The organism is Xanthomonas sp. CFBP 8152 (assembly GCF_014199025.1).
GTDB classification, from domain to species: domain Bacteria; phylum Pseudomonadota; class Gammaproteobacteria; order Xanthomonadales; family Xanthomonadaceae; genus Xanthomonas; species Xanthomonas arboricola_B.
This window is the reverse complement of record NZ_JACHNO010000003.1, coordinates 585,779-610,686: the sequence shown is the minus strand read 5'-3', so window position 1 is coordinate 610,686 and position 24,908 is coordinate 585,779. Positions and strand designations below refer to the sequence as shown.

Annotated in this window: 20 protein-coding genes; 4 read left to right on the top strand and 16 right to left on the bottom strand. The window is 66.4% G+C overall.

Going from position 1 to position 24,908, the window contains the following annotated elements; translation table 11 throughout:
• Window positions 1–44 precede the first annotated feature (44 nt).
• The 6 genes from FHT09_RS14350 to FHT09_RS14325 all read right to left on the bottom strand — a co-directional run bounded on the left by FHT09_RS14350 (window position 45) and on the right by FHT09_RS14325 (window position 7,698).
• Window positions 45–1,469, bottom strand: a complete 1,425-nt coding sequence (locus tag FHT09_RS14350; RefSeq protein WP_104605274.1) for an efflux transporter outer membrane subunit — start codon at window positions 1,467–1,469, stop codon at window positions 45–47.
• Entirely contained in the window at window positions 1,463–2,194 is a 732-nt protein-coding gene (locus tag FHT09_RS14345; protein ID WP_047128481.1) for an SDR family oxidoreductase, read from the bottom strand. The genes FHT09_RS14350 and FHT09_RS14345 overlap by 7 nt, the downstream gene beginning before the upstream one ends.
• Window positions 2,195–2,237: 43 nt before the next feature.
• Window positions 2,238–5,408, bottom strand: coding sequence for an efflux RND transporter permease subunit (locus FHT09_RS14340; protein WP_104605272.1), 3,171 nt, complete (start codon window positions 5,406–5,408; stop codon window positions 2,238–2,240).
• Window positions 5,409–5,513: 105 nt separating this feature from the next.
• A complete protein-coding gene (locus FHT09_RS14335; RefSeq protein ID WP_104605270.1) occupies window positions 5,514–6,704 on the bottom strand; it encodes an efflux RND transporter periplasmic adaptor subunit in 1,191 nt (396 codons plus the stop codon).
• On the bottom strand, window positions 6,701–7,474 hold the full coding sequence (locus FHT09_RS14330) for an SDR family NAD(P)-dependent oxidoreductase (protein ID WP_104605268.1): 774 nt from the start codon (window positions 7,472–7,474) through the stop codon (window positions 6,701–6,703). The genes FHT09_RS14335 and FHT09_RS14330 overlap by 4 nt, the downstream gene beginning before the upstream one ends.
• Window positions 7,471–7,698 carry a hypothetical protein gene (locus tag FHT09_RS14325; protein WP_104605266.1) on the bottom strand — a complete coding sequence of 76 codons (228 nt, stop codon included), beginning with the start codon at window positions 7,696–7,698 and terminating at the stop codon, window positions 7,471–7,473. Before FHT09_RS14325 ends, FHT09_RS14330 begins: the two co-directional genes overlap by 4 nt.
• A gap of 128 nt (window positions 7,699–7,826) precedes the next feature.
• Here FHT09_RS14325 and FHT09_RS14320 point away from each other — a divergent pair, with 128 nt between their 5' ends.
• Window positions 7,827–8,864, top strand: coding sequence for a LysR family transcriptional regulator (locus tag FHT09_RS14320; RefSeq protein WP_104605264.1), 1,038 nt, complete (start codon window positions 7,827–7,829; stop codon window positions 8,862–8,864).
• Between the two features lie 1,134 nt (window positions 8,865–9,998).
• On the opposite strand, the gene FHT09_RS14315 is transcribed toward FHT09_RS14320, so the two are convergent.
• The 9 genes from FHT09_RS14315 to FHT09_RS14275 all read right to left on the bottom strand — a co-directional run bounded on the left by FHT09_RS14315 (window position 9,999) and on the right by FHT09_RS14275 (window position 22,324).
• Window positions 9,999–10,724: an OmpA family protein gene (locus FHT09_RS14315; protein WP_016902719.1), complete on the bottom strand. Its 726-nt coding sequence runs from the start codon at window positions 10,722–10,724 to the stop codon at window positions 9,999–10,001.
• A 292-nt stretch (window positions 10,725–11,016) separates the two neighbouring features.
• On the bottom strand, window positions 11,017–12,435 hold the full coding sequence (locus tag FHT09_RS14310; RefSeq protein WP_104605262.1) for a deoxyribodipyrimidine photo-lyase: 1,419 nt from the start codon (window positions 12,433–12,435) through the stop codon (window positions 11,017–11,019).
• Window positions 12,436–12,537: 102 nt separating this feature from the next.
• Complete coding sequence (locus tag FHT09_RS14305; protein ID WP_047130779.1) at window positions 12,538–13,968, bottom strand: replicative DNA helicase; 1,431 nt, start codon at window positions 13,966–13,968, stop codon at window positions 12,538–12,540.
• A 222-nt stretch (window positions 13,969–14,190) separates the two neighbouring features.
• Window positions 14,191–14,745: an NADPH-dependent FMN reductase gene (locus FHT09_RS14300; RefSeq protein ID WP_104538069.1), complete on the bottom strand. Its 555-nt coding sequence runs from the start codon at window positions 14,743–14,745 to the stop codon at window positions 14,191–14,193.
• Window positions 14,746–14,820: 75 nt separating this feature from the next.
• Complete coding sequence (asnB, locus tag FHT09_RS14295) at window positions 14,821–16,761, bottom strand: asparagine synthase (glutamine-hydrolyzing) (protein ID WP_104605260.1); 1,941 nt, start codon at window positions 16,759–16,761, stop codon at window positions 14,821–14,823.
• A 31-nt stretch (window positions 16,762–16,792) separates the two neighbouring features.
• Window positions 16,793–17,437, bottom strand: a complete 645-nt coding sequence (locus FHT09_RS14290; protein WP_181141249.1) for a glutathione S-transferase family protein — start codon at window positions 17,435–17,437, stop codon at window positions 16,793–16,795.
• Window positions 17,438–17,561: 124 nt separating this feature from the next.
• A complete protein-coding gene (locus tag FHT09_RS14285; protein ID WP_104605560.1) occupies window positions 17,562–20,132 on the bottom strand; it encodes a DUF3857 domain-containing protein in 2,571 nt (856 codons plus the stop codon).
• A gap of 58 nt (window positions 20,133–20,190) precedes the next feature.
• Window positions 20,191–21,366 carry an acyl-CoA dehydrogenase family protein gene (locus FHT09_RS14280; RefSeq protein WP_181141248.1) on the bottom strand — a complete coding sequence of 392 codons (1,176 nt, stop codon included), beginning with the start codon at window positions 21,364–21,366 and terminating at the stop codon, window positions 20,191–20,193.
• Between the two features lie 166 nt (window positions 21,367–21,532).
• Window positions 21,533–22,324 carry a glycine zipper 2TM domain-containing protein gene (locus FHT09_RS14275; protein ID WP_104605556.1) on the bottom strand — a complete coding sequence of 264 codons (792 nt, stop codon included), beginning with the start codon at window positions 22,322–22,324 and terminating at the stop codon, window positions 21,533–21,535.
• Window positions 22,325–22,469: 145 nt separating this feature from the next.
• On the opposite strand from FHT09_RS14275, the gene FHT09_RS14270 reads away from it, so the two are divergent.
• Both FHT09_RS14270 and FHT09_RS14265 read left to right on the top strand, forming a co-directional pair.
• On the top strand, window positions 22,470–22,685 hold the full coding sequence (locus FHT09_RS14270; protein ID WP_104605258.1) for a DUF6116 family protein: 216 nt from the start codon (window positions 22,470–22,472) through the stop codon (window positions 22,683–22,685).
• Window positions 22,685–23,452, top strand: coding sequence for a TatD family hydrolase (locus FHT09_RS14265; RefSeq protein ID WP_104605256.1), 768 nt, complete (start codon window positions 22,685–22,687; stop codon window positions 23,450–23,452). Before FHT09_RS14270 ends, FHT09_RS14265 begins: the two co-directional genes overlap by 1 nt.
• 43 nt (window positions 23,453–23,495) lie before the next feature.
• Here FHT09_RS14265 and FHT09_RS14260 read toward each other — a convergent pair whose 3' ends face one another.
• On the bottom strand, window positions 23,496–24,329 hold the full coding sequence (locus FHT09_RS14260) for a tRNA threonylcarbamoyladenosine dehydratase (RefSeq protein ID WP_104605254.1): 834 nt from the start codon (window positions 24,327–24,329) through the stop codon (window positions 23,496–23,498).
• Window positions 24,330–24,403: 74 nt separating this feature from the next.
• Between FHT09_RS14260 and FHT09_RS14255 the strand changes: the two genes are divergently transcribed.
• On the top strand, window positions 24,404–24,832 hold the full coding sequence (locus FHT09_RS14255; RefSeq protein WP_104605252.1) for a hypothetical protein: 429 nt from the start codon (window positions 24,404–24,406) through the stop codon (window positions 24,830–24,832).
• Window positions 24,833–24,908: the final 76 nt, after the last annotated feature.

The window sequence follows — 24,908 nt, the reverse complement described above, 5'->3', positions numbered from 1 at the left end:
CGGATGCCTGCGGGGCGACCTGACCGCCGCCCCGCAGGCCGGGCTTAGCGATTGAGCACTGCCACCGGTGCCGCAGGCGCTTCGCCCTGCTTCCAGCCGCCCAGCGCCTTGTATACACCGACCACGCCGACATTGACTGCTGCTTCAGCCTGCGCCAATGCATCGTCGGCGGCCAGCTGGGTGCGCTGCGCGTCCAGCAGGGTCAGGAAGTCCTCCGAGCCCTCGCGGTAACGGATCTGCGCCAGTTGTTCGGCACGCCGCGCCGCATTGGCCTGCTCCACCACGATCGCCAGGCGCGCCTGCTGGCGACCGTAACCGATCAAGGCGTTCTCGGTGTCTTCCAGCGCCAGCAACACGGTTTGCTGGTATTGCGCCAACGCACCGTCGGCCTGCGCCTTGCTGGCACGCAGGCGTGCACGCACGCTGCCGAAGTCGAATGCCGCCCAGCTGATCGACGGGGTGATCGACCAGGCCTTGCCGCTACCCTCGGTCAGCCTGGCCGCATCGCCGGACAGGAAGCCGACAAAGCCGCTGACGCTGATGCGCGGAAACAGATCGGCGGTGGCCACGCCGACCTGCGCGGTGGCTGCTGCCAGGCGACGTTCGGCGCTGCGCACATCCGGGCGCTGACGCAGCAATCCGGCGGTATCGCCCAGCGGCAACGCACGTGCGAACGCCGGCGTGGTGCGCGCCACCAGGGTGGCGTCCAGGGCATCGGGCGCCTGGCCGAGCAGCACCGCCAGGCGATGGCGGTACTGCGCTTCGGCGGTTTCCAGCAACGGAATGTCCGCCTCGATCGCCTTCAAGCGTGCCAGGCTGCTTTGCACATCCAGTTCGCTGCCGGCACCCAGGTCCCAACGCGTCTGCGTCAGCCGCTGGGTGTCGTGCAGGTTGGCGAGCGTGCGCTTGGACACCTCCAGCTGCTTCTGCGTGCCGCGCAACTCGAAGTAGTTGCGCGCCACTTCGGCAGCGACGGTGACCTGCACGTCGAGCAGGCCGGCCTGCTCGGCTTCCAGATCCGCACGCGCCGCTTCCGAGGCGCGCCGCTGACGGCCGAACAGATCCAGCTCCCAGGCCGCATCCAGGCCCAGGGTGGTCTGCTCGGTGAGGAAACGCTGGTTGCCGGCGATCACCTGCTGTTGTTCGCGCCGATCGAAGCTGCCCTGCGCGGTGATGTGCGGGGCCTGGTCGAGACGACGCTCGACGAACACCGCGCGTGCCTGCTTGACGCGCGACACGGCGATGCGCAGATCGTGGTTGGCGAACAAGGCATCGCGCACCAGTTGTTCCAGCACCGGGTCGTCGAACTGCGACCACCAGTTACCGACCGGAGAGTCGCTGCTGAAGGCCGCATCCTGCGCGCCCTGCAATGTCACCGCGGCCGGCGGGTCGGGCCGGTAATCCGGCCCGACCGCGCAACCGCTGAGCACCAGCGCGGCCAGTGCCACGCTCAGAAGGCTTCTTACCATGGCAACACGTCTCCCAGATGCGTAAAGCTGCCGGTGGCGCCGTGCGCGTCGAGCAGTGCCATCTGCACGCTGCTGTGCGCGCCCTGCTCCACCTCGATCTCGCCGCCGCCACCGTTCATGTCGGTTTTGACGTAGCCCGGATGCACGGTGTTGACCTTGATGGCGGTGTCGCGCAACTCATGGGCCAGGTGCACCGTCCAGCTGTTGACCGCGCTCTTGGAGGCGTCGTAGGCGGGTATCTTGAAGTCGTAGATCGGCGAACCGGGCTGGGTATGCAGGGTCAGCGAGCCGAGCATGCTGGACACATTGACGATGCGCCCGGCCAGCGAGCGACGCAGCAGCGGCAGGAATGCCTTGGTGACGCTGACGACCGCGAACAGGTTGGTGTCGAAGGTGCGCTTCCACACCTCCAGGCTCTGTTGCGACGGCGTGCGCTGCATGTCCTCGATCATGATGCCGGCGTTGTTGATGAGGATGTCCAGGTGGCCATGGCGCTGTTCCACCGTGCCGACCGCCGCGGCGATGCTGATGTCGTCGTTGACGTCGAGCTGGATGGCCTCCACCGGCAGGCCGTCGGCCTGCAGCTTGAGTGCGGCGGCGACGGCATCGTCGCGCTTGCGCCCGGCCAGCAGCGTATGCACGCCGGCCTGGGCCAGTTGCCGAACGGTTTCCAGGCCGATGCCGCGGGTGGCGCCGGTGACCAATGCGATCTTGTGGTTGCTCATTTCAATGTCCTTCAACTGCGAATGGGGATTGGGGACGACGCACTCACGCCTTGACGTGATCGTGCGCAACAGTGGCCGGTGCAGCGGGTTCGCGACGGGTGACCCACTTGCGCAGCGCCACGTAGAACACCGGGGTCAGGAACAGGCCGAACAGGGTCACACCGAGCATGCCGGCGAACACGGTGATACCGGTGACCGAGCGCACTTCGGCGCCGGCGCCGTGACCGAACACCAGCGGCACGGTGCCGGCGATGAAGGCGATGGAGGTCATCACGATCGGACGCAGACGCAGGCGGCAGGCTTCCAGCGCGGCGTCGACGATGCCCTTGCCATGCATTTCGAGTTCGCGGGCGAATTCCACGATCAGGATCGCGTTCTTGCACGCCAGGCCCATCAGCACCACCAGACCCACCTGCACGAACACGTTGTTGTCACCGCCGGTGAGCCACACGCCGAACAACGCCGACAGCAAGGTCATCGGCACGATCAGGATCACCGCCAGCGGCAGCGTCCAGCTTTCGTACAGCGCAGCCAGCACCAGGAACGCCAGCAACACCGCCATCGGGAACACGACCAGCGCCGAGTTGCCCTGGGTGGATTGCTGATAGCTCAGATCGGTCCACTCAATGTTCATGCCGTTTGGCAGCACCTGCGGCGCCATGCCGGCCAGCGTCTGCATCGCCTGGGTGGAGGAGAGCACGCGCGGGTCCGCTTCACCGATCAGATCGGCGGCCGGGTAGCCGTTGTAACGGATCACCGGATCCGGGCCGTAGGTCTGACCCAGCGTGACCATGCTGCCGATCGGCACCATCTGCCCGCGATCGTTGCGGGTGCGCAGGTTGGCGATGTCTTCGACGCTGTCGCGGAACTGTCCATCGGCCTGGGCGATCACCTGATAGGTGCGACCGAAGCGATTGAAGTCGTTGATGTAGGACGAACCCAGATAGGTCTGCAACGTGTCGAACAGGTTGGTCAGCGGCACGCCCTGTGCCTTGGCCTTGTCGCGATCGACCTTGGCATCGAGCTGCGGCACATTGGCCTGATACGTGCCGATCGGGAACTGCATGCCCGGCGTCTGCGAGATCGCACCGGACATCGCATTGACCGCACTCTGCAACTGGCCATAGCCCAGGCCGGCGCGGTCCTGGATGTACAGCGAGTAGCCCGAGCCCTGCCCCAGGCCCAGGATCGGCGGCGGCATGAACGCAAACGCAAAGCCCTGCTGGATCTGGCTGATGCGCGCGTTGATCTCCGCATTGATCTGCGCCGCAGTGCGGCTGCGCTGGCTGAACGGTTTGAGCGTCAGGAACACCGTGCCGGTATTGGGCGTGTTGGTGAACTGCAATGGGTTCAGGCCCGGGAACGCAATTGCGTGGTCCACGCCTTCGGTCTGCAACGCGATCTGGGTGATCTGACGGATCACGTCGTTGGTGCGTTCCAGCGAGGCCCCTTCCGGCAGTTTGGTACCGGCAATCAGGTACAGCTTGTCCTGGGTCGGAATGAAGCCGCCCGGCACCACCTTAAACATGAAACCGGTGACCACCAGCAGCAGCACATACACCATGAACACCGCACCGCGCTTGCCCAACGCACGCGATACCGCACCCTGGTACTTGTTCGAACTGGTGTTGAAGAAACGATTGAACGGACGGAACAGCCAGCCGAACAAGCGATCGATCAACCGCGACGGGCCATCCTTCGGTGCGTCGTGCGGCTTGAGCAGCATGGCGGCCAGTGCCGGCGACAAGGTCAGCGAATTGATCGCCGAAATCACCGTGGAAATGGCGATGGTCACCGCGAACTGCTTGTAGAACTGGCCGGTCACGCCCGACAGGAAGGCCATCGGCACGAACACCGCGCACAGCACCAGCGCAATGGCGATGATCGGCCCGGACACCTCGCGCATCGCCTGATGCGCCGCGGCCAACGGGGCCAGCCCTTCTTCGATGTTGCGCTCGACGTTTTCCACCACCACGATCGCGTCGTCGACCACGATGCCGATCGCCAACACCAGCCCGAACAGGCTCAGCGTGTTGATCGAAAAACCCAGCAGGTACAGCGCGGCAAACGTACCGACCACCGAGACCGGCACCGCCAGCAACGGAATGATCGAGGCGCGCCAGGTCTGCAGGAACAGGATCACCACCAGCACCACCAGCAGCACCGCTTCCAGCAGCGTGTGCACCACCGCGCTGATCGAGTCGCGCACGAACACGGTCGGGTCATACGCAGCCGACCACGCCATGTCCTGCGGAAACTGCTTTTCCAGCTCGGCCATCTTGGCGCGCACCGCATCGGACAATTCGATCGCGTTGGCGCCGGGCGACTGGAACACGCCCATGCCGACCGCGTTCTTGTTGTCCAGCTGCGAGCGCAAGGTGTAGTTGCCCGCGCCCAGTTCCAGACGCGCCACATCCGACAGCCGCACGATCTCGCCGCTGTTGCCGCTGCGAATCACGATATTGCCGAATTCTTCTTCGGTGGTCAGGCGGCCCTGCGCATTGATCGACAGCAGGAAGTCGCTCTTGTTGGGCATCGGCTCGGCACCGAGCTGGCCGGCGGAAACCTGCACGTTCTGCTCGCGGATGGCTGCGACCACGTCGCTGGCGGTCAGCCCGCGCGCGGCGACCTTGTCAGGATCCAGCCAGATGCGCATCGCGTAATCGCCGGCACCGAAGATCTGGATCTGGCCCACGCCCGGCAGGCGCGACAGTTCGTCCTTGACCTTCAAGGTGGCGTAGTTGCTCAGGTACAGCGAGTCGTACTTGCCCTTGGGCGAGGTCAGATGCACCACCATGGTCAGCGTCGGCGACTGCTTCTGGGTGGTCACGCCCTGGCGCCGCACGTCCTCGGGCAGGCGCGCCTGCGCCTGACTGACGCGGTTCTGCACCTGCACCTGCGCCTGGTCCGGATCGGTGCCCGGCTTGAAGGTCACGGTGACCACCAGCACGCCATCGGAGCCGGCGACCGACTTCATGTACATCATGTCTTCCACGCCGTTGATGGCTTCCTCAAGCGGCGTGGCGACGGTCTCGGCGATGACCTTGGGATTGGCGCCCGGATACACCGCACGCACCTGCACGCTCGGCGGCACCACTTCCGGGTACTCGCTGATGGGCAGCAGCGGCATGGCGATCAGGCCGGCAGCGAAGATGATGATCGACAGCACCGCGGCAAAGATCGGCCGGTCGATGAAAAAACGGGAAAAGTCCATTGGGATGGTCCTGAAAGAGGTTGCCGCCGGGTGGCGGCGCGGCACGGCGGCCCCGCATCGGCCTTGGTTCAAGACCGGTGGTCACGGGCGCGATGCAGCGATGAATCAGTTCGACGCGGTGCGCTTGTCCGGCGCCGTGGTCATGGCAACGGGCTTGGCATCGACCGGCATGCCTGGCATGAAGATCTTCTGCACGCCATCGACCACCACCCGGTCGCCGGCGGCCAGTCCCTTGCGCACGATGCGCAGGCCATCGGCATTGCGGCCAAGCTCGATGTCGCGCCGCTGCGCCTTGCCGTCCTTGTCGACCACGTACACATACTTGCGGTCCTGATCGGTCAGCACGGACTTTTCGTCGACCAGCATGGCCTTGAACTGGCCGCTGCCCAGCAACTGCACATGCGCGTACAGGCCCGGCGTGAACTGGCGCTGCGCGTTGTCCAGCACCGCGCGCACGCGGATGGTGCCGGTGCTGCGGGTCACCTGGTTATCCAGGAAATCCACGCGCCCGGTGTGCGGGAAGCCCTGTTCGCCGACCAGGCCGATGCGCACCGGCAACTCGCCGCCGCGCGCATCCGGGCGCTCGCCGTTGCGCGCCATCTGCGCGTAACGCAGGAAGGTGCCTTCGTCGGCGTCGAAGTACACGAATACCTTGTCCAGCGACACCAGCGTGGTTAGCACGCTGGCGCTGTCACTGGCGGTGACCAGATTGCCGGCGGTGACCATCGCACGTCCGGCGCGGCCATCGATCGGCGCACGCACGCGGGTCCAGTCCAGATTGAGCTTGGCGGTATCCAGCGCGGCCTGCGCGGCCAGCAGATCGGCATCGGCCTGATCGGCGGCAGCGCGACGCTGCTCCCAGGTTTCGGTCGAGATGGCCTGCTGGTCGGACAATTTGCGGGCGCGTGCCGCTTCGCTGCGGGCCAGCGTGGACTGCGTGCGTGCACGCACCAGCGCTGCGTTGGCGCGCGCGAATTCGGCACGGTAGCTGCGGTCGTCGATGCTGAAGAGCACATCGCCCTTCTTCACTTCGGCACCTTCGACGTAGTTGACCTTGTCGATGTAGCCGGACACGCGCGGGCGCAGTTCGACGCTTTCCACCGGCTCGATGCGGCCGCTGAATTCGTCCCACTGGCTGATCTCCTTCAGCAACACCGGGGCGACGCTGACGCTGGGCGGCGGCGGCGCGCCGGTCTCGGCAGCCTTGCTGCCGCAACCGGCCAGCACAACCGCGAGTACGGCGCCCGTCAATACAGTACGCAAGGGGAAACGGAACGGGGTGGCGTTCGGGGTCATGGGGAAATCTCTCGGGTGGGGATGGGGAAATGCAGACCGGCGAGCCGGTCGGCCGATGGAGCGGCGTGCAGGCGACGGCTGACGGTCACGATGGCTTGCCCGGGCTGGCCAAGCCCGGCGATCAGCGAGACCGCGGCACGGCCGACATCCACGGCGCGGATCCATTCCGGACACGCGTCCTTGGCACGGCCCGGCGTGCACACCGGCTGCTCGACCGACAGCAGGTGCACGCGGATACCGAGCGGCTTGGCTTCCTCGTGCAGGACCTGGGCGAGCATGCGGGTGGCGGCGGCGGCAATCGAGGTGTCGCCGTGCGCGGCCCAGGCACGCAGCGCGCAGGGGCTGCCCAGCAGCAGGTAGCGACCGCCGCCATCGGCCTCGGCCAGCAGCGGCAGCAGATGCCGCGCGGCCGCCAGGTGCGGCAGCACATCGCGCTCGAGGCGGCGACGCAGCGCAGCGACCGGGCGATCAAGCAGGCGGCCGGCCTTGAGCGGGCTGCCAAGGCTGGCGATCACCGCCCCCAGCGGACGCGGGCGCTGGGCCAGTTCGCTGGCCAGCGCCTGCGCCGAAGCGTCGTCGGCCACCGACCCCTGCAAGGTCTCCAGCAGCGGTGTATTGCCATGCTGCACGCGCAGCGTGTCGAGCTTGGCGGCATCGCGTCCAATCACCAGCACCGGCATCCCGGCATCGAGCAAGGCGGCGACGATGCCGGCGCCGACATTGCCCGCGCCGCCAATGACGGCCGTCTCGGATTGGACCATCCCAGTCATGGGACTTTCACTCCCGACATCGGGACAATTCCGCGCTGCGCCAGACGTGCCGACAGTCCAGTCCGCTGCGCCGGCGCGCCGCCGGCCTGACGCCAGGGCGATGCCGAAAATGTGCGCGAAATGCCGGCCCGTGGGCTTCTCGCCGTGGAAACCACTGGATCGAAGGCACCTTCGATGGCGCTACGCGATGTCGACGACAAGCCGAAAACATTGCACAACCACATGGCCGTGCTCCTGGATGGAGGGGATGCCGCATAAGTTAGGCCCCAAACCAGCACTTGATTAGTCCGGATTTAGGGGAATAATCGTCCCGTAAGCGGTCTAATCCCTCCTGACCCCGGAAGGCAGTCCCATGACTCACGATCTCAACGACACCCTGATCTTCGTCAAGGTGGTCGAACAAGGCAGCTTCATCGCCGCCGCCAACGCGCTTGGCCTGCCCAAGACCACCGTTAGCCGCAAGGTGCAGGAACTGGAAACCCGCCTGGGCGCCCGCCTGCTGCACCGGACCACGCGCCGCATCGGCCTGACCGAAGCCGGTTCGGTCTACCACGAACATTGCCAGCGCATCGCACGCGAACTGGAAGAGGCCGAGAGCGCCGTCGGGCAATTGCAGTCCGGCCCACGCGGCTGGCTGCGCTTCACGGTGCCCTACTCGCTGGGCATCACCTGGATCGCGCCGTTGCTTGGCGAGTTCCATGCGCAGTACCCGGAAATCCAGCTGGACATGCACCTGGGCAACGAGAAGCTGGACCTGATCGGCGGCGAAGCCGATCTGGCACTGCGCGTCGGCGCCCTGCCCGATTCCAATCTGGTGGCGCGCAAGCTCGGCAGCCTGCGCACGCAGGTCTTCGCCAGCCCGTCCTACATCGAGCGCTATGGCGAGCCGCTGCATCCGGACGAGCTGCAGTTCCATCGCACGCTGGCGCTGCGCAAGAACCGCAACGTGCACAACAATCGCTTTTTCTGGTCGCTCAGCGACGGCAGCGATGTGCGCGATTTCCCGGTCAATCCATTGATGGTGGCCAACGATCCGGCCGCGCTCAATGGCGCGGTGTTGTGCGGCGAAGGCTTGCTGCTGACCGGCGATGTGATGGCCAAGCCGTTCGTGCAATCGGGTCTGGTTCGCCGGGTGCTCGCGGGTTGGACCGGGCCGGAGGTGGACTTCAACGCGGTGTTCGCCGGCGGCCGTCTGGTTTCGCCAAAAGTGCGCGCCTTCGTGGACTTCCTGGTGACGCGTATGAACTTCGATGCCGACTACATGATGGCGCAGTGCCCTGCGCGTCTGGCGGCGCAGAAAGCCGACAACGATGCAAAGATCGAGGTCGTCGGCGCAGACGCGAAATTGCGTGCAGAAGGCAAGCGCATCCTGGAAAACGTCACGGCGTAGTCCGCACTCTGGTACTCGCCCAACGGAGCACGCTTCTCACCTTCGGGAGAATGTCCGAATGGCGGACGAGGAGACGTTTGCACTTACCGGTGAAAACTTATTGACCGCTACACACCTCCATTTTCGGTTGCCGACCCCTGAATCGCTCCAGGAGCTTCCATGCCTTCCGGTGCCGGTAATTTTCCGGTGCCGGTAACTTTTGTCTTGGCTAAGGCAGCAAACCGCTGTCGCCTGATGCAATCTTGAAGCGACTGAGAGCGTGGGTTTTAGCGTGGTCAGGAGATCCGAAGCTGCGTTGGTCAACGCCTAGCGATAACGTCTAGCTGCACGTCAAAAGCCTGGTTGGTCGAGTGCTCGGTGCCCTCACCGCTCGCCGGACACGCCGTGAATCCGTCCGTGGAGGCTCCTTGGCGGCATCCATGCCGCCAAGGGTCCCGCAACCGGCAAGGACACCGCGCCAGAGAGTTGGTCGGTTGCTTTCTTGAAGGCATGTCGCTCGGCTTGCGCTAGGCCGATGAGAAGTTTGCAGGTGACGTATTGAAAGCCTGTCAGCTACTCCGCTCGCGATGGGAAGGCGATAAAAAGCTGGTGGAACCCAGAGTGATCCGCCCAGCGCACCTCATGCTCTTGTTTGCAGACATGCACACCGACTATCTCGACTGGTCCTTGCCCGCCCACCATCGCGGGACCTTGAGCGGCATGGATGCCGCGCCAGAGCCTACAGGGAGGTACTGGCGGCGTGTCCCGCGATGGTGGGCGGGCAAGGGCCCTGCAGAAAACCCGCAGATCGGCAGCTTCGCACCCGACGCATCCCCACCGTTCAATCACCACAAAGGCGACCAAAACCCGAGCTTTTGCGGTGATGGAATGTTTGAAGCCGTCTGACCAAGGTCGCGAAGCTATCCGCCCGTTTTTTTTCCTGCTCCATGAATCCATCCATGGAAGGCTCCATGGCGCCCCATGGCTTCCACAAAACCGCAAGGGACTACGCCTGCCAAGACAGCACTCAAGAGATTGAGCGCCGCTCGTGATCACAACGATTCGCAGCGCAAAAAAAACAGGCCGCTTTCGCGGCCCGTTTTGGTTACTCATCGCGGCGCGTCAATCGACTCGTCACGATTCAATGCGGCAAACTCAACGCATGCCCGTGTTGTTCCCGGCACCCTCCGAGCGCAGCGGGATCAGACGGATTTCGACACGGCGGTTTTGCGCGCGGCCGGCATCGGTGCTGTTGTCAGCGATCGGGTAACGCTTGCCGGCGCCCATGGTTTCCATGCGCTCGCGCTGCACGCCTTGTGCGGTCAGATACTGCGCGACTGCGCCGGCGCGTTCTTCGGACAGACGCTGGTTGACCGCATCGCTGCCGACGCTGTCGGTATGACCGACCACTTCCACCATGGTCTGGTTGTACTCGCGCAACGTGGATGCCACACCATTGAGCGCGCTGTAGAACTGCGGCTTCAACGCAGACTTGCCGAAGTCGAAGGTGATGCCGTCGGGCAGGTTCAGGGTGATGTTGTCGCCCTGGCGCTGCACTTCGATCCCGGTGTTGGCGGTGCGCTCGCGCAGTGCGCGCTCCTGGCGATCCTGATACTGGCCAACCGCCGCGCCACTGAGCGCGCCGATGCCGGCACCGACCATCGCATGCTGACGGCGCTCGGTGGCGCTGTCGCCGGTCAGCAGACCAGCGGCCACGCCGATCGCGGTGCCGATCAGCGCGTTGCGGCCGGTGCGGTTCTGCTGCTGGGTCTGCTCGCCGTACTGGTCGCGCTGCACATACGAGCCGCCGGTGGCGCAGGCGGACAACGCAATGGCGCTGGCCAGGGCAACGGCAAGACTCTTGGTGGCTGCTGGGGACATGGTGTTCTCCTATGGCCGGACCATCCGGCACTCAATCGTGTCGGCGAGGATAAACAGGCCAACGCGACTGGCGCATGATGAAACCGACCTGCAATCGCACGCAGCTACTGCTGCATTCAGGAAAACGTTTTCTGCTGGCACAGCCACATGCTTGCGCGTAATGCATTCACTGATGGACAAACCAGGCGTCGCAGCGCACGCATGCAGCGCTTCAGGCCTGCAATAGAGAACACGCAGAAGCGCGCATCAGGTGACCACGCAATCCAGCTGTTGCTCGCGCTGGCGCGCGCGTCTAGCCACGCGTCTTCGCATACGCCGCCAGCGCCGCATCGCGGCCTTCGGCCAGGCCGATGACCGGCGTACGCGGATAGTCCGGCGCCAGGCGCGCCAGCGACAACGGATGCAGCCACGGCGCGAAGCGCTCCTTGACCGCAAGCTTGCCGAGCTCCGGTACCCAGCGCGTGATGTAGGCGGCCTGTGGATCGAACTTCTCTGCCTGCGTGACCGGATTGAACACGCGGAAATACGGCGCCGCATCAGCGCCGGTACCAGCCACCCACTGCCAGCCAAGCGTGTTGTTGGCCAGGTCCGCATCCACCAAGGTGTCCCAGAACCAGCGTGCACCTTCGATCCAGTGCACGCGCAGATGCTTGCACAGCAGGCTCGCCACGATCATGCGCACGCGGTTGTGCATCCAGCCGGTGTGCCAGAGCTGGCGCATGCCCGCATCGACGATCGGAATGCCGGTACGGCCCCGCTGCCAGGCCTGCAATGCGACCGGGTCCACCTTGGCCCAGTCGAAGCCTGCAAAGCGCGGGTTGAGATTCTGGTTGGTGGTGTCGGGAAAATGGTGCAACAGGTGGTACGCAAAATCGCGCCAACCCAGCTGGCGGATATAGCCGTCGATCTCGGCACCATTGCGTGCGTTGCGATTGGCTTCCAGCGTGCTGGCGATCCGCCACGGCGCGATCTCGCCGAAGTGCAGATGCGGCGACAGTTGCGAGGTGCCGACCCGGTCGGGCCGGTCGCGGTTTTCGCGATAACCGGACAGCGCGCCATCGATGAAGATCTCCAGCATCTCGTGCGCGCCGGCCTCGCCAGGCTGCCAGTGCTCCCAGAAGCCTCGATCCCAATCCAGCGCCGGCAGCAGCCCGAGCGTGTCCAGCGCAGCGCTCTTCAATTGCGCAGGCAGCGGCGGCAGGCTGCGCGGTGCCGGCACGGCAGCCGGCAATTGCAGCTGCGAGAGCGCATTGCGCCAGAACGGGGTGAACACCTTGTACGGGCCGCCCTGCTGCGTCGTCAACTGCCATGGTTCGAACATCAGAGCGGAGTTGCAGCTCTGCACTTCGATCCCGCGCTCGCGCAGGCTGCGCTTGATCTGCGCATCGCGCGGCTGCGTGGCCGGCTCGTACTTGCGGTTCCAGTACACCGCCACCGCCTTGGTCTGCGCGATCACCTCATCCAGCACCTGCGCGCTGTTACCGGCGCGCATCACCAGGCCGCTGCCCAGCGCGCGCAGGGCCGCATCCAGCGCCGCGAGCGAGCGATGCCGCCAGCTCCGCGAGGCAGCGCCCGGCGTCCACTCGCCCTCTTCGTGCGGCGCATCGATATACAGCGGAATCGGCTGGTGCCCCGCATCCAGCGCAGCCTGCAAGGCCGGATTGTCTTCCAGGCGCAGATCGCGACGGAACCAGACGATGGCGTAGGACATACAAGCTCGGCAGCGACGATGAGGCGCGCAGCATAAGCCAGCAGATGCAAGGATGGCGCGATGCCGCGGCGACGGATTGCCGCGCGGCATCACACAGGAGGTTTATTCGAAACTTCCCACCGAATCGTGGGCCAGATTGTCGAAACGGGTGTATTCGCCGAAGAACTTGAGTTTGCACGAACCGGTCGGCCCACCGCGGTGCTTGCCGATGATGATCTCGGCCAGGCCCTTGTCCGGCGAGTTTTCCTTGTTGTAATAGTCGTCGCGGTAAATGAACACGATCATGTCCGCGTCCTGCTCGATCGCGCCCGATTCGCGCAAGTCGGCCATCACCGGGCGCTTGTCGGTACGCGTTTCCAGCGAGCGGTTGAGCTGGGACAACGCGATCACCGGCACGTTGAGCTCCTTGGCCAGGCCCTTGAGCGAACGCGAGATTTCCGAGATTTCGGTCGCGCGGTTTTCGCTGTTGCCCGGCACCGACATCAGCTGCAGGTAGTCGATGACGATCAGGCCCAGGTCGTGCTCGCGCTTGAGTCGGCGGCACTTGGAGCGCAGCACTTCCGGCGACACGCCCGGCGTGTCGTCGATGAAGATCTTGGTTTCCTTCAGCATCTTGATCGCGCCGGTCACGCGCGCCCAGTCCTCGTCTTCCAGCGCGCCGGTACGCAAGCGTTGCGCGTTGATGCGGCCATTGGACGAGATCAGGCGCATCGCCAGCTGCGATGCCGACATTTCCATCGAGAACACCGCCACGCCCTTCTTGGATTTGATCGCGGCGTACTCGGCGATATTCAGCGCAAACGTGGTCTTGCCCATGGCCGGACGCGCGGCCAGGATGATCAGGTCGGTCGGCTGCAGGCCCGAGGTCATCGCGTCGAAATCGTTGTAGCCGGTCGGCAGGCCGGTGATGTTGCCGCCGTTTTCGAAACGGCTGCGCAATTCCTCGAAGGCGTCCTTCAATGCGCCCGGCATCGCCACGAAGTCGGTACGCCCGCGCGCGCCGGCCTCGGCGATCTTGAACACCGCCTTTTCCGCCGACGACAGCAACTCCACGCTGTCGCGGCCCTCGGGCTGGAAGCCGTCGTTGACGATGGTGGTGCCCACTTCGATCAGCTGCCGCAACACCGCCTTGTCGCGCACGATCTCCGCGTACGCGGCGATATTGGCTGCCGAGGGCGTGGTGCTGGCCAGCTCGATCAGGTACGCGCCATCGCCGACCTGCTCCAGCTTGCCCTGCGATTCGAACCACTCGCCCAGGGTCACCGCATCGAAGGGGCGGTCCTTCTCGTTCAGTTCGCGGATCGCGCGGTAGATCAGCCGATGATCGCGGCGGTAAAAGTCGTTTTCGGTCAGCTGGTCGTTGACCCGATCGAACGCGTCCGGCGCCAGCATCAACCCGCCCAGCACGGCCTGCTCGGCCTCGACCGAATGCGGCGGTACCCGCAACTGGTCAAGCCGCGGCTCGGGACGATCGTAATCGTCGTCGTCGCGATCGCGATTGCGCTTGGAACGGAAACCAGGACGAGCGGACATGGACAAACGGACCTGACACGAGGGAGACGAGGGCAGGAAGCATAGTCATCGGCGGCGCCGACGACCATGCACAACTCTGTGGATAACTGGTGGACAGCCGGTGCATCACCGTTCTACGCGCCGGCCGTCGCAACCGCCGAGACGCCCGCTGACACTGGGTTTGCGCCGCATCACCGGCACCGATTGGTAGCGGTCTTCAGGCCCGACGCTGCTGTGGTCAACTCAACGTTTGGACTGTTCGACCAGGCCCAGGAAGGCATCGACAAAGCCCTGCAGAAACTTGCGGCTGTCGGCGTTGGCGACCTGGTCGTCGGCACCGAACAGGCCGTCCTTGTACTGCAGGAAGACTTCCGGCTGGCCGAGCACCCGCATGTCCAGATACGACAGCACATTGCGCAGGTGCTGCTGCGCGGTGGCGGTGCCGATCGCCCCGACCGAGATGCCGACCACGGCGGCCGGCTTGCCCGCAAACGCGCTGTCGCCGTAGGGGCGCGAGCCGGTATCGAGCGCGTTCTTGAGCACGCCGGGAATCGAGCGGTTGTACTCGGGGGTGACGAACAGCACTGCGTCGGCCGACCGGATCTGTTGCTTCAGCCGCGTGCCCTCTGCCGGGTAATCGCCGTCGCGGTCCTGGTTGTACAAGGGGATGTCGCCGATCTCCACATACTCGAACACCGCCTTGTCGCCGGCCAGATGCTCCAGCGCCCGCGCCAGTTGGCGGTTGTAGGACGCTGCACGCAGGCTGCCGACCAGCACGGCGATGGTGATCTTGCTCATGGGGAACGCTCCATTGGGGAATCAGCGCCCGACTCTAGTCAGCCTGGCGCTCAGACCCGGTGAAGCGCGGCTGCCTCAGCGGCCGATCGCGGCGCGTTGGGCACGCCAATGCACCTGCCAGGCCTGGAACATCAGCACCGTCCACAGGTGCGTATGCCATTTGCGCTCGCCGCCGTTGAAGTCCCGCCACAGCCCGGCCACGGTGTCGGCGGCGAACACGCCGTCGCGCTCCAGCGTGGCGTGCGCCAGCAGATCGTCTGCCCAGCCATGCAGGTCGCCACGCAGCCAGGCGCTGACCGGCGCGCCAAAGCCGCGCTTGCCGCGGTAGACCATCGGGTCGGGCAGATAGCGGCACAGCACGCGCTTGAGCAGGTACTTGCTGACCCCGTCGCGGTACTTCAGCGACAGCGGCAGCGACCAGGCGAACTCGGCCACCCGCCAGTCCAGCAACGGCGCGCGCGCTTCCAGCCCCACCGCCATGGTGGTGCGGTCCACCTTGCACAGCAGATCGTCGGGCAGATAGGCGGCAAAGTCGGCCAGCATCATCGCGTCGGCCGGCGTGCCGGAGCCGTGCAGCGGATCGGCCAAGCTGTAGAAACTGTCGGGCTCGGTCGCGCCCAGTACCACCGCGGCCGGATCGCGCCAGCGCGAAATGCGGTTGCGGTAGATGTCGCCGACACCGCGTGCGCCGGCCTCGGCCACCAGCGCGGCCAGGCCGCCGGTGCGCGAGGATTCGCCGTTATGGCGCGCCGCCAGCGCCATCAACCGCCGCAGCGGCCCCGGCACCAGCCCATGCATGCGCCAGTTGCGCAGCGCACGCTGGTAGCGACCGTAGCCGAAGAACAACTCGTCGCCGCCATCGCCGGACAGCGCCACCGTCACTCCGCCGCGGGCCAGCCGGGCGACCAGCGCGGTCGGCACCTGCGAGGCATCGGCGAAGGGCTCGTCGAACATGTCCGGCAGGGTCGGCACCACCGCCAGCGCGTCGGCGCCGCTGACATACAGCTCGGTGTGGTCGGTGTGCAGGTGCGTGGCCACCTCGCGCGCCAGCGGCGCTTCGTCGTGATGCGAACCGTCGAAGCCGATACTGAAGGTATGCACCGGCTGGGCGCTCTGCGCCTGCATCATCGCGGTGACGATCGACGAATCGGTGCCGCCGGACAGGAACACGCCCACCGGCACGTCGGCCACCATGCGCAGCGCCACCGCATCGCGCAGCACTGCATCGAGCTGTTCCTCGGCCTGTGCATCGCTGCCGGTGAACGGCGCCGCCAGCGCGCGCTGCATCGCCTCGCGCGCGTTCCAGAACGGCTGCTGCGCCTGGTCCGGCCGATGCGCTGCAGCGCCGGCGGCCACCGTCTGCGCATCCAGCCGCAGCACCCGCCCGGGCATCAACTTGAAGGTGCGCTCGTGGATGCAGGCCGGCGCCGGAATGTAGCCCAGCCGCAGCAGCAAGGTCAGCGCATTGCGATCGACCCCGTTATCGAAGTCCGGGTGCTGCCACAGCGCCTTGAGTTCGGAGCCGAACACCAGGGTGTCGCCGGCCCAGCCGTAGTACAGCGGCTTCTTGCCGACGCGGTCGCGGGCAAGATACAGGCAATTGTCGCGCTCGTCCCACAACGCCAGCGCGAACATGCCGTTGCAGCGGGTCAGGGTGTCGTCCAGCCCCCACTCCACCACCGCCGCCAACAGCACTTCGGTATCGGAATGACCACGGAAGCGGTGCCCGAGTGCGGACAGCGCCGCGCGCAGCTGCGCGAAGTTGTAGATCTCGCCGTTGTAGGCCAGCACATAACGGCCATCGGCCGAGCGCATCGGCTGATGACCCAGCGGCGACAGATCCAGAATGCTCAAGCGCTGATGCGCCAGCGCCACGCCGGCCTGCGCATCGCACCAGCTGCCGGCATCGTCGGGGCCGCGATGACGCAAGGCGGCGCCCATCGGCCGCACCAGCGCATCGAGTTGTTCGCCATGCATGCGGGGCGAGGCCAGCAGCAGTCCAGCCAATCCGCACATCGTCAGTGCTCCTGCCGGCAGCGCATGCCGCTCATGCCGTCACCGCGCCGGCTGCAGGCGCCGGCATTGCGATAAAACCGGGTACTGCCTGCACGCGCTGCAGCCAGGCACCGATCGCCGGCCAGCGCTCCAGATCGAAGCCGCCGTCCTCGGCGCAATGGGTGTAGGCAAACAGCGCGATATCGGCGATGCCGTAGTCGCTGCCGGTAAACCAGCGGTGCTGCTGCAGATGCTGTTCCATCACGGCCAGCGCCTGCTCGCCGCGGGCGCGCAGCTGCGGCAGGTCGGCGCGGCGCGCGGCATCGCGCGGCGTCCACAGGCTGATGAAACGCGCCACCGCGACATACGGCTCATGGCTGTACTGCTCGAAGAACATCCAGCTCAAGGCCTGCGCGCGCTGCCACGCGTCGGTGGGCAGATACGGGGTACCTTCGGACAGCCAGAACAGGATCGCATTGGATTCGGTCAGCACGCGGCCGTCGTCGCGCTCCACCATCGGCACCTTGCCGTTGGGATTCTTGGCAAGGTACGCGGGCGTGCGGGTTTCGCCCGCGGCACTGTCGACCTCGACCCAGTGATAGCGGCTGCCCAATTGCTCCAGCAGCAGGCGCACCTTGTAGCAGTTGCCGGAACTGGACATGCCATGGACGGTCAACGGGGGACGCACGGTCGACATCAAGCTGGCTCCGCGGCAGCAACGAGGGGCTGGCAGTGTCACAGCCCCGCGGGTCTTTGCAAAGCCCTGCACCGATTCTGCCGCAAGGCGTGGCCGCAATTGCGTACGCTGCGGCCAGCACGCCTCAGCGCATCACCACCAGCGCCACCGGCACACCCAGCACGGCGACCAGCATGCCCAGCAGCGACAACGTCAATGCCAGCGCACCGAAGGCACGCGCCCGTGTGCAGCCGGTCGCACCGGCAACCGCCTGCACCGCAGCGATCGACCACCACAGCCCGCCCAGCAGCGTCAGCAGCACTGCCATGGCCACTTGCGCCAGTCCGGCTTGATCATGCACACCGGTCCCCAACAGGACGATATCGCCCCCGAGTGCGGCCAGCGCCGCCAGCAGGCAGACCAGCCATGGCAAGGTGCTGCCCAACAACGCCGGCAGCAACGGACCGAACTGCGCAGCGCCGCCCATCCAGCGCAGCATCCGTTGCAACAGTACGCAGCCCACCAGCGCGATGGCCAGCATGATCGCCACGGCGATGGCGTGCACCCACAGCGGCTGCGCAGACACCCACATCCAGCTCGAGAGCACCAGGATCAGGCCGAACACGCACCACGCGCTCCAGCGCGCGCCGGCCTGCGTGTGCAGGCGCTGCGCAACGGTATGCGGATCGAACAACATCCCGCCCAAGCCACCGCCGCGCCACCAGGCCAGGCATGCCAGCACCAGCACGATCAGCGCCAGCAGCGCGGCCAGCGGATAGGCCAATGCATGGACGTCCAGCGGCTGCTTGCGCGGTTGCGGCTTGAGGTCGTGATTGAAATACAAGAGGTCGCGGGCACGCTGCATGTCGGCGGCTGCACGCTTCACGCCGCTGGCGGGAATGCGGTCGGACAGGCGCTGCCACTCGCCCACGATGACGGTGCGTCCCTCATGCATGGAGACCGTGCGCGAGAACCGGAACCACGGGTTGGCGACCACCTGCGTATCGGCTTCCACTCGCACCACCGGGTCGACCCGCACCCGCACGGTCTGCCGCGCCAGCCGCGGGCCGCCGAGCGCCAGCGGGCTCTTGCGCGTCGCAGTGGGCAAGGCGTCCATCCATTCGCCGAGCTGGAACAGCGGGAAGCCAAGCTCGTCGCCCTCCTCGGTCGGCCACTCCAAGCGGTAGGCCTCGTGCGTGCGCACGTTCAACCCATCGGTCGCGTCGATGGTCGGCGCCCCGCCCTGCGTCAGCGCGGTGTAGTACTGCTGCATGAATTCCAGGTAGTGCTCGCCGACCGCCTGCGCACCGTTGTCCTCGAAGCTGGTCGCCACGCGCTCGCCGCGTCCCTGGCGGTACGTCGTGTCCACGGTGAAGGTCGCCACGCGCTGCGGTTTGCGCAGCGAGATCACGATCTCCTCGTCCACCTCGATCTGCGGCAGCGTCGGCATCGGCGATGGCACAGCCACCAGATCGCGCTGCCCGGCCACGACCGGCAGACCGCGCACGAACGGCAACGGCCGGCGTTGCGCAAGCGGGCCGTCTTCGCGATCGCGCGTGGCATCCACCCATACCTCGCCCTGCGGCAGGTGCGCGCGCACCACCACATGGTCGAACGCATAGGGACTGGGCAAGCGCAGCTCCAGCCCATGGCCCTTGTCGCTGTTGACCAGCACCGGCTCGGCGCGGATGCCGGCCAGCTGCAGCAGCGCGATCAACAGCGTCGCCTTGTCCTTGCAGTCGCCGTAGCGGTTGCGCAGCGTTACTTCCGGCGTATGCGGCGCGTGCGAATTCTCGCCCATGTCCAGGCCGACGTAGCGGATCTCGCCCTGCACGAAGGCCACTGCACGCAGCAGTGCGCCCAGCGGGTCGTCGCGGCGCAACTGCAGGTTCTGCGCCATCCCGTCGGCAACACGCGCGTCCTTGAACGCGCGCGGATACAGCTGCGCTGCCCACGCCGCCACCGTCGCCCAGTTGCCGGCAGTGGAGACTTCGATCCGGCCATACGGATCGACATCCTCCGGGGTGTCCTTTTCCTCCTGCACGGCGGGCAGGTCGCGTGCGGCGATGTCCAGTGTCGCCACATCGCCGGTGCGGCTGATATCGCGGCTGAAGCCGGGCGCAGTCACCCGCCACTGCAATGCCATGCCGGCCGGATGCCGCACGCGCACCCGGCGCTCGCCCAGCGGTACGCCGTAGCGCGCATCGAACACGTCGTAATAGCCCTTGCCGAACACTGGATTGCTGCCGGTGATGGTCACGCCGTAATCGACCCGGTCGCCCACGCGCAGGTCCGGCAAGGTGATCGACAGCGTCAGCGCGCCATCGATCAAACCGTCTTCCAGTCCGCTTTCGCGGCGCAACCGGGCGTAGTGCGCCTGCTTGCGCATGTCGATGCGCTTGCCGTCGCGCCAGACCTCCAGGCTGTTGAGCTCCAGCTGCTGGTACTGCGGCTGGTAATCGATGGAGATCTGCCCGGCTTCGTCCAGACTCTTCGCACGCTGCACGGTGTAACTGAGGCGGCGATACGCCTGCGGCGCCGCGCCGGTCAGATCGACCTGATCGGAGACCAGCTCATAGCGCAGCCCGCTGGCACCGGGCCCCTTGTCGGGCACCGCATCGGCGATGACCCAGGCCGGTGGCGGCGCCATGCGCGGCGCCTCGCTGGCCTGTGCCGGGGCGATCACGCTCGCAACCACCGCCAGCACGCAACTCATCCAGAACACGCCACGCAGGCGTCGCCTCCCATCCCTGTCGATCAACACCCACTCCTCGTCAAAACGCATTGAGTCCCGTCAGCGCACGCCCGACCACCAACTGATGCACGGTCTCGGTACCCTCGTAGGTGATCACCGATTCCAGGTTCAGCGCATGCCGGATCGCCACATGTTCGGTGGTGATGCCGGCCGCGCCCAGCAGATCGCGGCACTCGCGCGCCACATCCAGGGCCATGCGGCAATTATTCCACTTTGCCAGCGAGATCTGTTCCGGCCGCAGCTGGCCGGCCTGCTTCAGCCGCCCGAGCTGCAGTGCCAGCAGCTGCGCGGTCGAAATCCGCCGCGCCATGTCGGCCAGCTTGATCTGCGCGCTCTGCGTGGCCGCCAACGGCCGGCCGAACAGGATGCGCTGCCCGCTATAGGCCAGCGCCTCGCGCAGACAGGCCACCGCCGCACCGATCGCGCCCCAGGCGATGCCGTAGCGCGCCTGATTGAGGCACCCCAGCGGCGCCTTCAGACCGGCCGCGTTCGGCAGGCGCATCTGCTCCGGTACGTAGACATTGTCCAGGAACACGCCCGAGGTCACCGATGCGCGCAGGCTCATCTTGTGCGCGATGTCCTGCGCACTGAAGCCGGCGCTGCCGGTTTCCACCAGAAAGCCGCACACACCGTCGTCGGTATGCGCCCAGATGATCGCCAGGCCGGCAATGCTGCCATTGGTGATCCACATCTTGGCCCCGTTCAAGCGCCAGCCGTCGCCCTGCCGTACCGCGCGCGTGGTCATCGCGGCCGGATCCGAGCCGCCCTGCGCTTCGCTGAGCCCGAAACAGCCGATCAGACGGCCGGCTGCCATCGCCGGCAACCAGCGCTGGCGTTGCTCGTCGCTGCCGTAGGCATGGATCGGGTACATGCACAGCGAGGACTGCACGCTGACGAAGCTGCGCAGGCCGCTGTCGCCGCGCTCCAGTTCCTGGCAGATCAATCCGTACGCCACCGCGCCCAGGCCCGCGCCGCCATCGCGTACCGGCAGGCTGGCGCCCAGCAGGCCGAGCTCCGCCAGTTCCGGTACCCATTCGCGCGGGAAGCGCCCTGCGTCGAAGGCATCGCCGATCGCCGGGAGCACCCGCGTATCGGTGAAGCGTGCCACCGCATCCTGCACTGCCCGCTCTTCGTCGGTCAGCAGCGCGCGTACGTCGAACAGATCATCGGTGCGTACCGGCATGTCGGCTTCCACATCAGGGGAAGCGGCGATTATCAGCCAGTTGCCGGCCGAACATGGAGGCGACGTGTTCAGCGCGCGGGATGCACCGCTGGCGCCCGGAAACGAAAAGAGCCGGCAGTGCCGGCTCCTTTCTTGTTAACGCAGCGATCCTGGGTGGATCGCTGCCGCTGTCAGCGACTTACTGACGCGTGCTGCCCGCTTCCACGCGCACGCCCCGGTCACCGGCCGTCGAAGCGGTCTGGGTCACCAGCTGGCCGTCGACCACCGGCAGGCGATCGCTGGCCGGCTTGTCGTTCATGCGCACGGTCTTCTCGAAACCGTCGTAGCGGTAGGTCACGTCGTAGGCCACCACGTTGTCGGCATCGCCAAGCGAGATGCGCTCGCCCGGCTTGCTGTCCATGCGCATGGTGCCGGTGGTGCCGTCGGCATTGCGGTAGGTCACGTCGTAGCCGACCACGCGCGAGGACTGCGAATTGGCATTTTCGGTGTGGCACTGGCGCTCGGTGCGATCCACCACGCGGCCGCCGACATGATTGCGGTCCACACGGTTACCGACCATGCCGCCACCGACCGCACCGGCCACGGTGGCCAGCTTGCGCCCGTTGCCGCCGCCGACCTGGTTGCCGAGCAGACCGCCGATCACCGCACCGGCAACGGTGCCGCCGACGTTGCCATCGCGCTCGGGCAGACGTTCCTGCACCACCACGTCGCGGCAGACTTCGCGCGGCGAGGAGCTGGTGGTGGTTTCGCGGATGGCCGCGCTGTTGACGACCTGCGCGTACTGCGGCTCGCGCTCGGTGATCGGTGCGACCTTGACTACGTCGGCGTATTCCAGACCACGCGGTGCCGGCTCGCCATTGGCGACGAAATCGCCTGACGACGGGCGATTGTTCATGAAGGCGGCAGTGGCCACGCCTCCGACCAGCAACGCACCCGCAGCGACCAGTATAGTTGTCGTATTGCTCTTCATGATCCAGCTCCGTGCGGACACGCCGCGTTGTTGACGGCGTGATTCCAGCACGTGAACCCTGAACAAAAACGCGCTCGCTCATGAACGCCGCAGTTAAGTTCAGCTAGCGGTTATTTCATGCACTTCTAACAGCCGGAGCATTCGCATGCGCAATCCCGTCACCTCGCGCGCCCTGCAGTGGGCCAGCAAGCTGCGCTACCCCACCTTGTTCAAGCTGGCGGCCGCATTGTTTCTGGTCGACCTGGTGATCCCGGATCCGATCCCGTTCCTGGACGAGCTGCTGTTCGGCCTGACCACGCTGCTGCTGGCCAACTGGGAGACGCGCAAGGCGCCGCTGCCTGCGCCGGTGCGCCGCGATTGATGCAGCTGGTCGATAGCCACTGCCACCTGGATGCCGGCGAGTTCGAGCACGATCGCGCCGAGGTGATCGCGCGCGCGCAGGCGGCCGGTGTCGTGCAGCAGGTGATCCCGGCGATCACCGCCGCCAGCTGGCCGCAGCTGCGCAGCGTCTGCACCCAGGCCCCCGGGTTGCACCCCGCCTACGGGCTGCACCCGATCTTCCTCGAGCAGCACCGCCCCGAACATCTGCAGTTGCTGGCCGAATGGATCGAGCGCGAGCGCCCATGCGCCATCGGCGAGTGCGGGCTGGATTTCTATCTGGATGGGCTGGACGCGCGGGCGCAGCGCGCTTATTTCGACGGCCAACTGCAGTTGGCCAAGCGCTTCGAACTGCCGCTGATCGTGCATGCGCGGCGCGCCACCGAAGAGGTCATCGCCCGCATCAAGGCCGTGGGCGGCCTGCGCGGCGTGGTGCACAGCTTCGCCGGCAGCCCCGAACAGGCACGGCAATTGTGGAAGCTGGACTTCATGATCGGCCTGGGCGGCCCGGTGACCTACCCGCGCGCCAACCGCCTGCGCGGCCTGGCCGCAACGATGCCGCCGGAGTGGCTGCTGCTGGAAACCGATGCGCCGGATCAGCCCGACGCCAGCATCCGCGGCCAACGCAACGAGCCGGCCTGCCTGCGCACGGTGCTGGACTGCATCGCGCAGCTACGCGGCGAGCCGGCCGAACGCATCGCCGCGCAGACCACCGCCAACGCGCGGCGGTTGTTCGCATTGCCGGGCTGATACCGGTGCGCGCTGCAAACCAGGTGACACAGCGCACGTGAGGTCACGAACTCGCAGCGACCTCGGCGGCGGGCGACGCGCTCGCAGTCACCTTCGGCTTGAGCAACATCTCCAGCGCCTTGCCCACCGCGACAAACGCGAAGGTGCCGGTGATATGCGTTGCGGCACCCAACCCTGCCCCGCAATCCAGCTTGAGCGTGGCGTCGGCATCCAGCGACGGGCGGATGCCACAGACGCTGCCATCGGCCTGCGGATACTTGACGTTCTCCAGCGAGTACACCGCCGGCACGCCGAAATAACGCTGCGGATTCTTGGGGAAGTTGAACTCGCTGCGCAGCTTCTTGCGGATCAGCGCCAGCATCGCGTCGTGCTCGGTGCGCGAGACATCGCGTACGCGCACCAGGGTGGGATCGGTGCGTCCGCCAGCAGCGCCCACGGTGAGCAGCGGCAGCTTGCGTCGGCGGCACCAGGCGATGGTTTCCACTTTCACCCGGAAGCTGTCGCAGGCATCGATCACCAGGTCGAACGCATCACCGAGCAGTTGTTCGATATTGCCGGCGGTGAGAAACGCCTCCACCGCATCGGCCTGGATCTCCGGGTTGATCGCCAGGCAGCGTTCGGCCATCGCGCGCGCCTTGTTACGTCCGTACTGCCCGGCCAGCGCTGGCAGTTGCCGGTTGGTGTTGGACACGCACAGGTCGTCGGCATCGATCAGGCGGATGTGCCCGACGCCGGTACGCGCCAGCGCCTCGACCACCCACGAGCCCACGCCGCCCATCCCGACCACCGCCACGCGGCAGGCCGCCAGCCGCTCCACCGTGCCGGCTCCGTACAGCCGGTCGATACCGGCAAAGCGTTCACGCCATTGTGCTCTCATCGGCCTATTTTACGCGCGCCGCTCAGCGCGCGCCCACCGACGTATTGATGCCTGCGTCCACCGGAATTCCGTCCATGCCCGCCCCGCCCACAGAACAATCGCGCGCGTCCCGCTATGCCTTCCTCCTGGTGCTGGGCATCCTGATCGGGCTGGTGTGCACGGTGATGGTGGCGCGCGTGCTGCAGGCCAGACGCAACCCGGTGCCGGACAGCCTGATGCAGGTAATGGCGTACCAGCTACGCGCCCTGCAACCCGATGCCGATGGCGGCTGCAACCCCGTACGGCAGCGAGCGCGACTGCAATCGTTGCACCTGCTGGCCGACGAACTGGAGCCGGCCTTTCGGGACATCGGCGAAGACCGTCGCTTCGGCGAGCACGCCAGCGACCTGCGCACCGTCCTGGACCATGCACGGCACACGCCCCCAGCCGATTGCGCCGCGCTTGCTGCAGTCAGGACACAGATCAACGACGCCTGCGAGGCCTGCCATCGCGACTTCCGGTGACCTGCCAGCGCGCCGCTGCATCGATGCGCACGACAGTGGTGGTGAACAGGACGCTCGGGTTTCGTTAAGCCTGGAG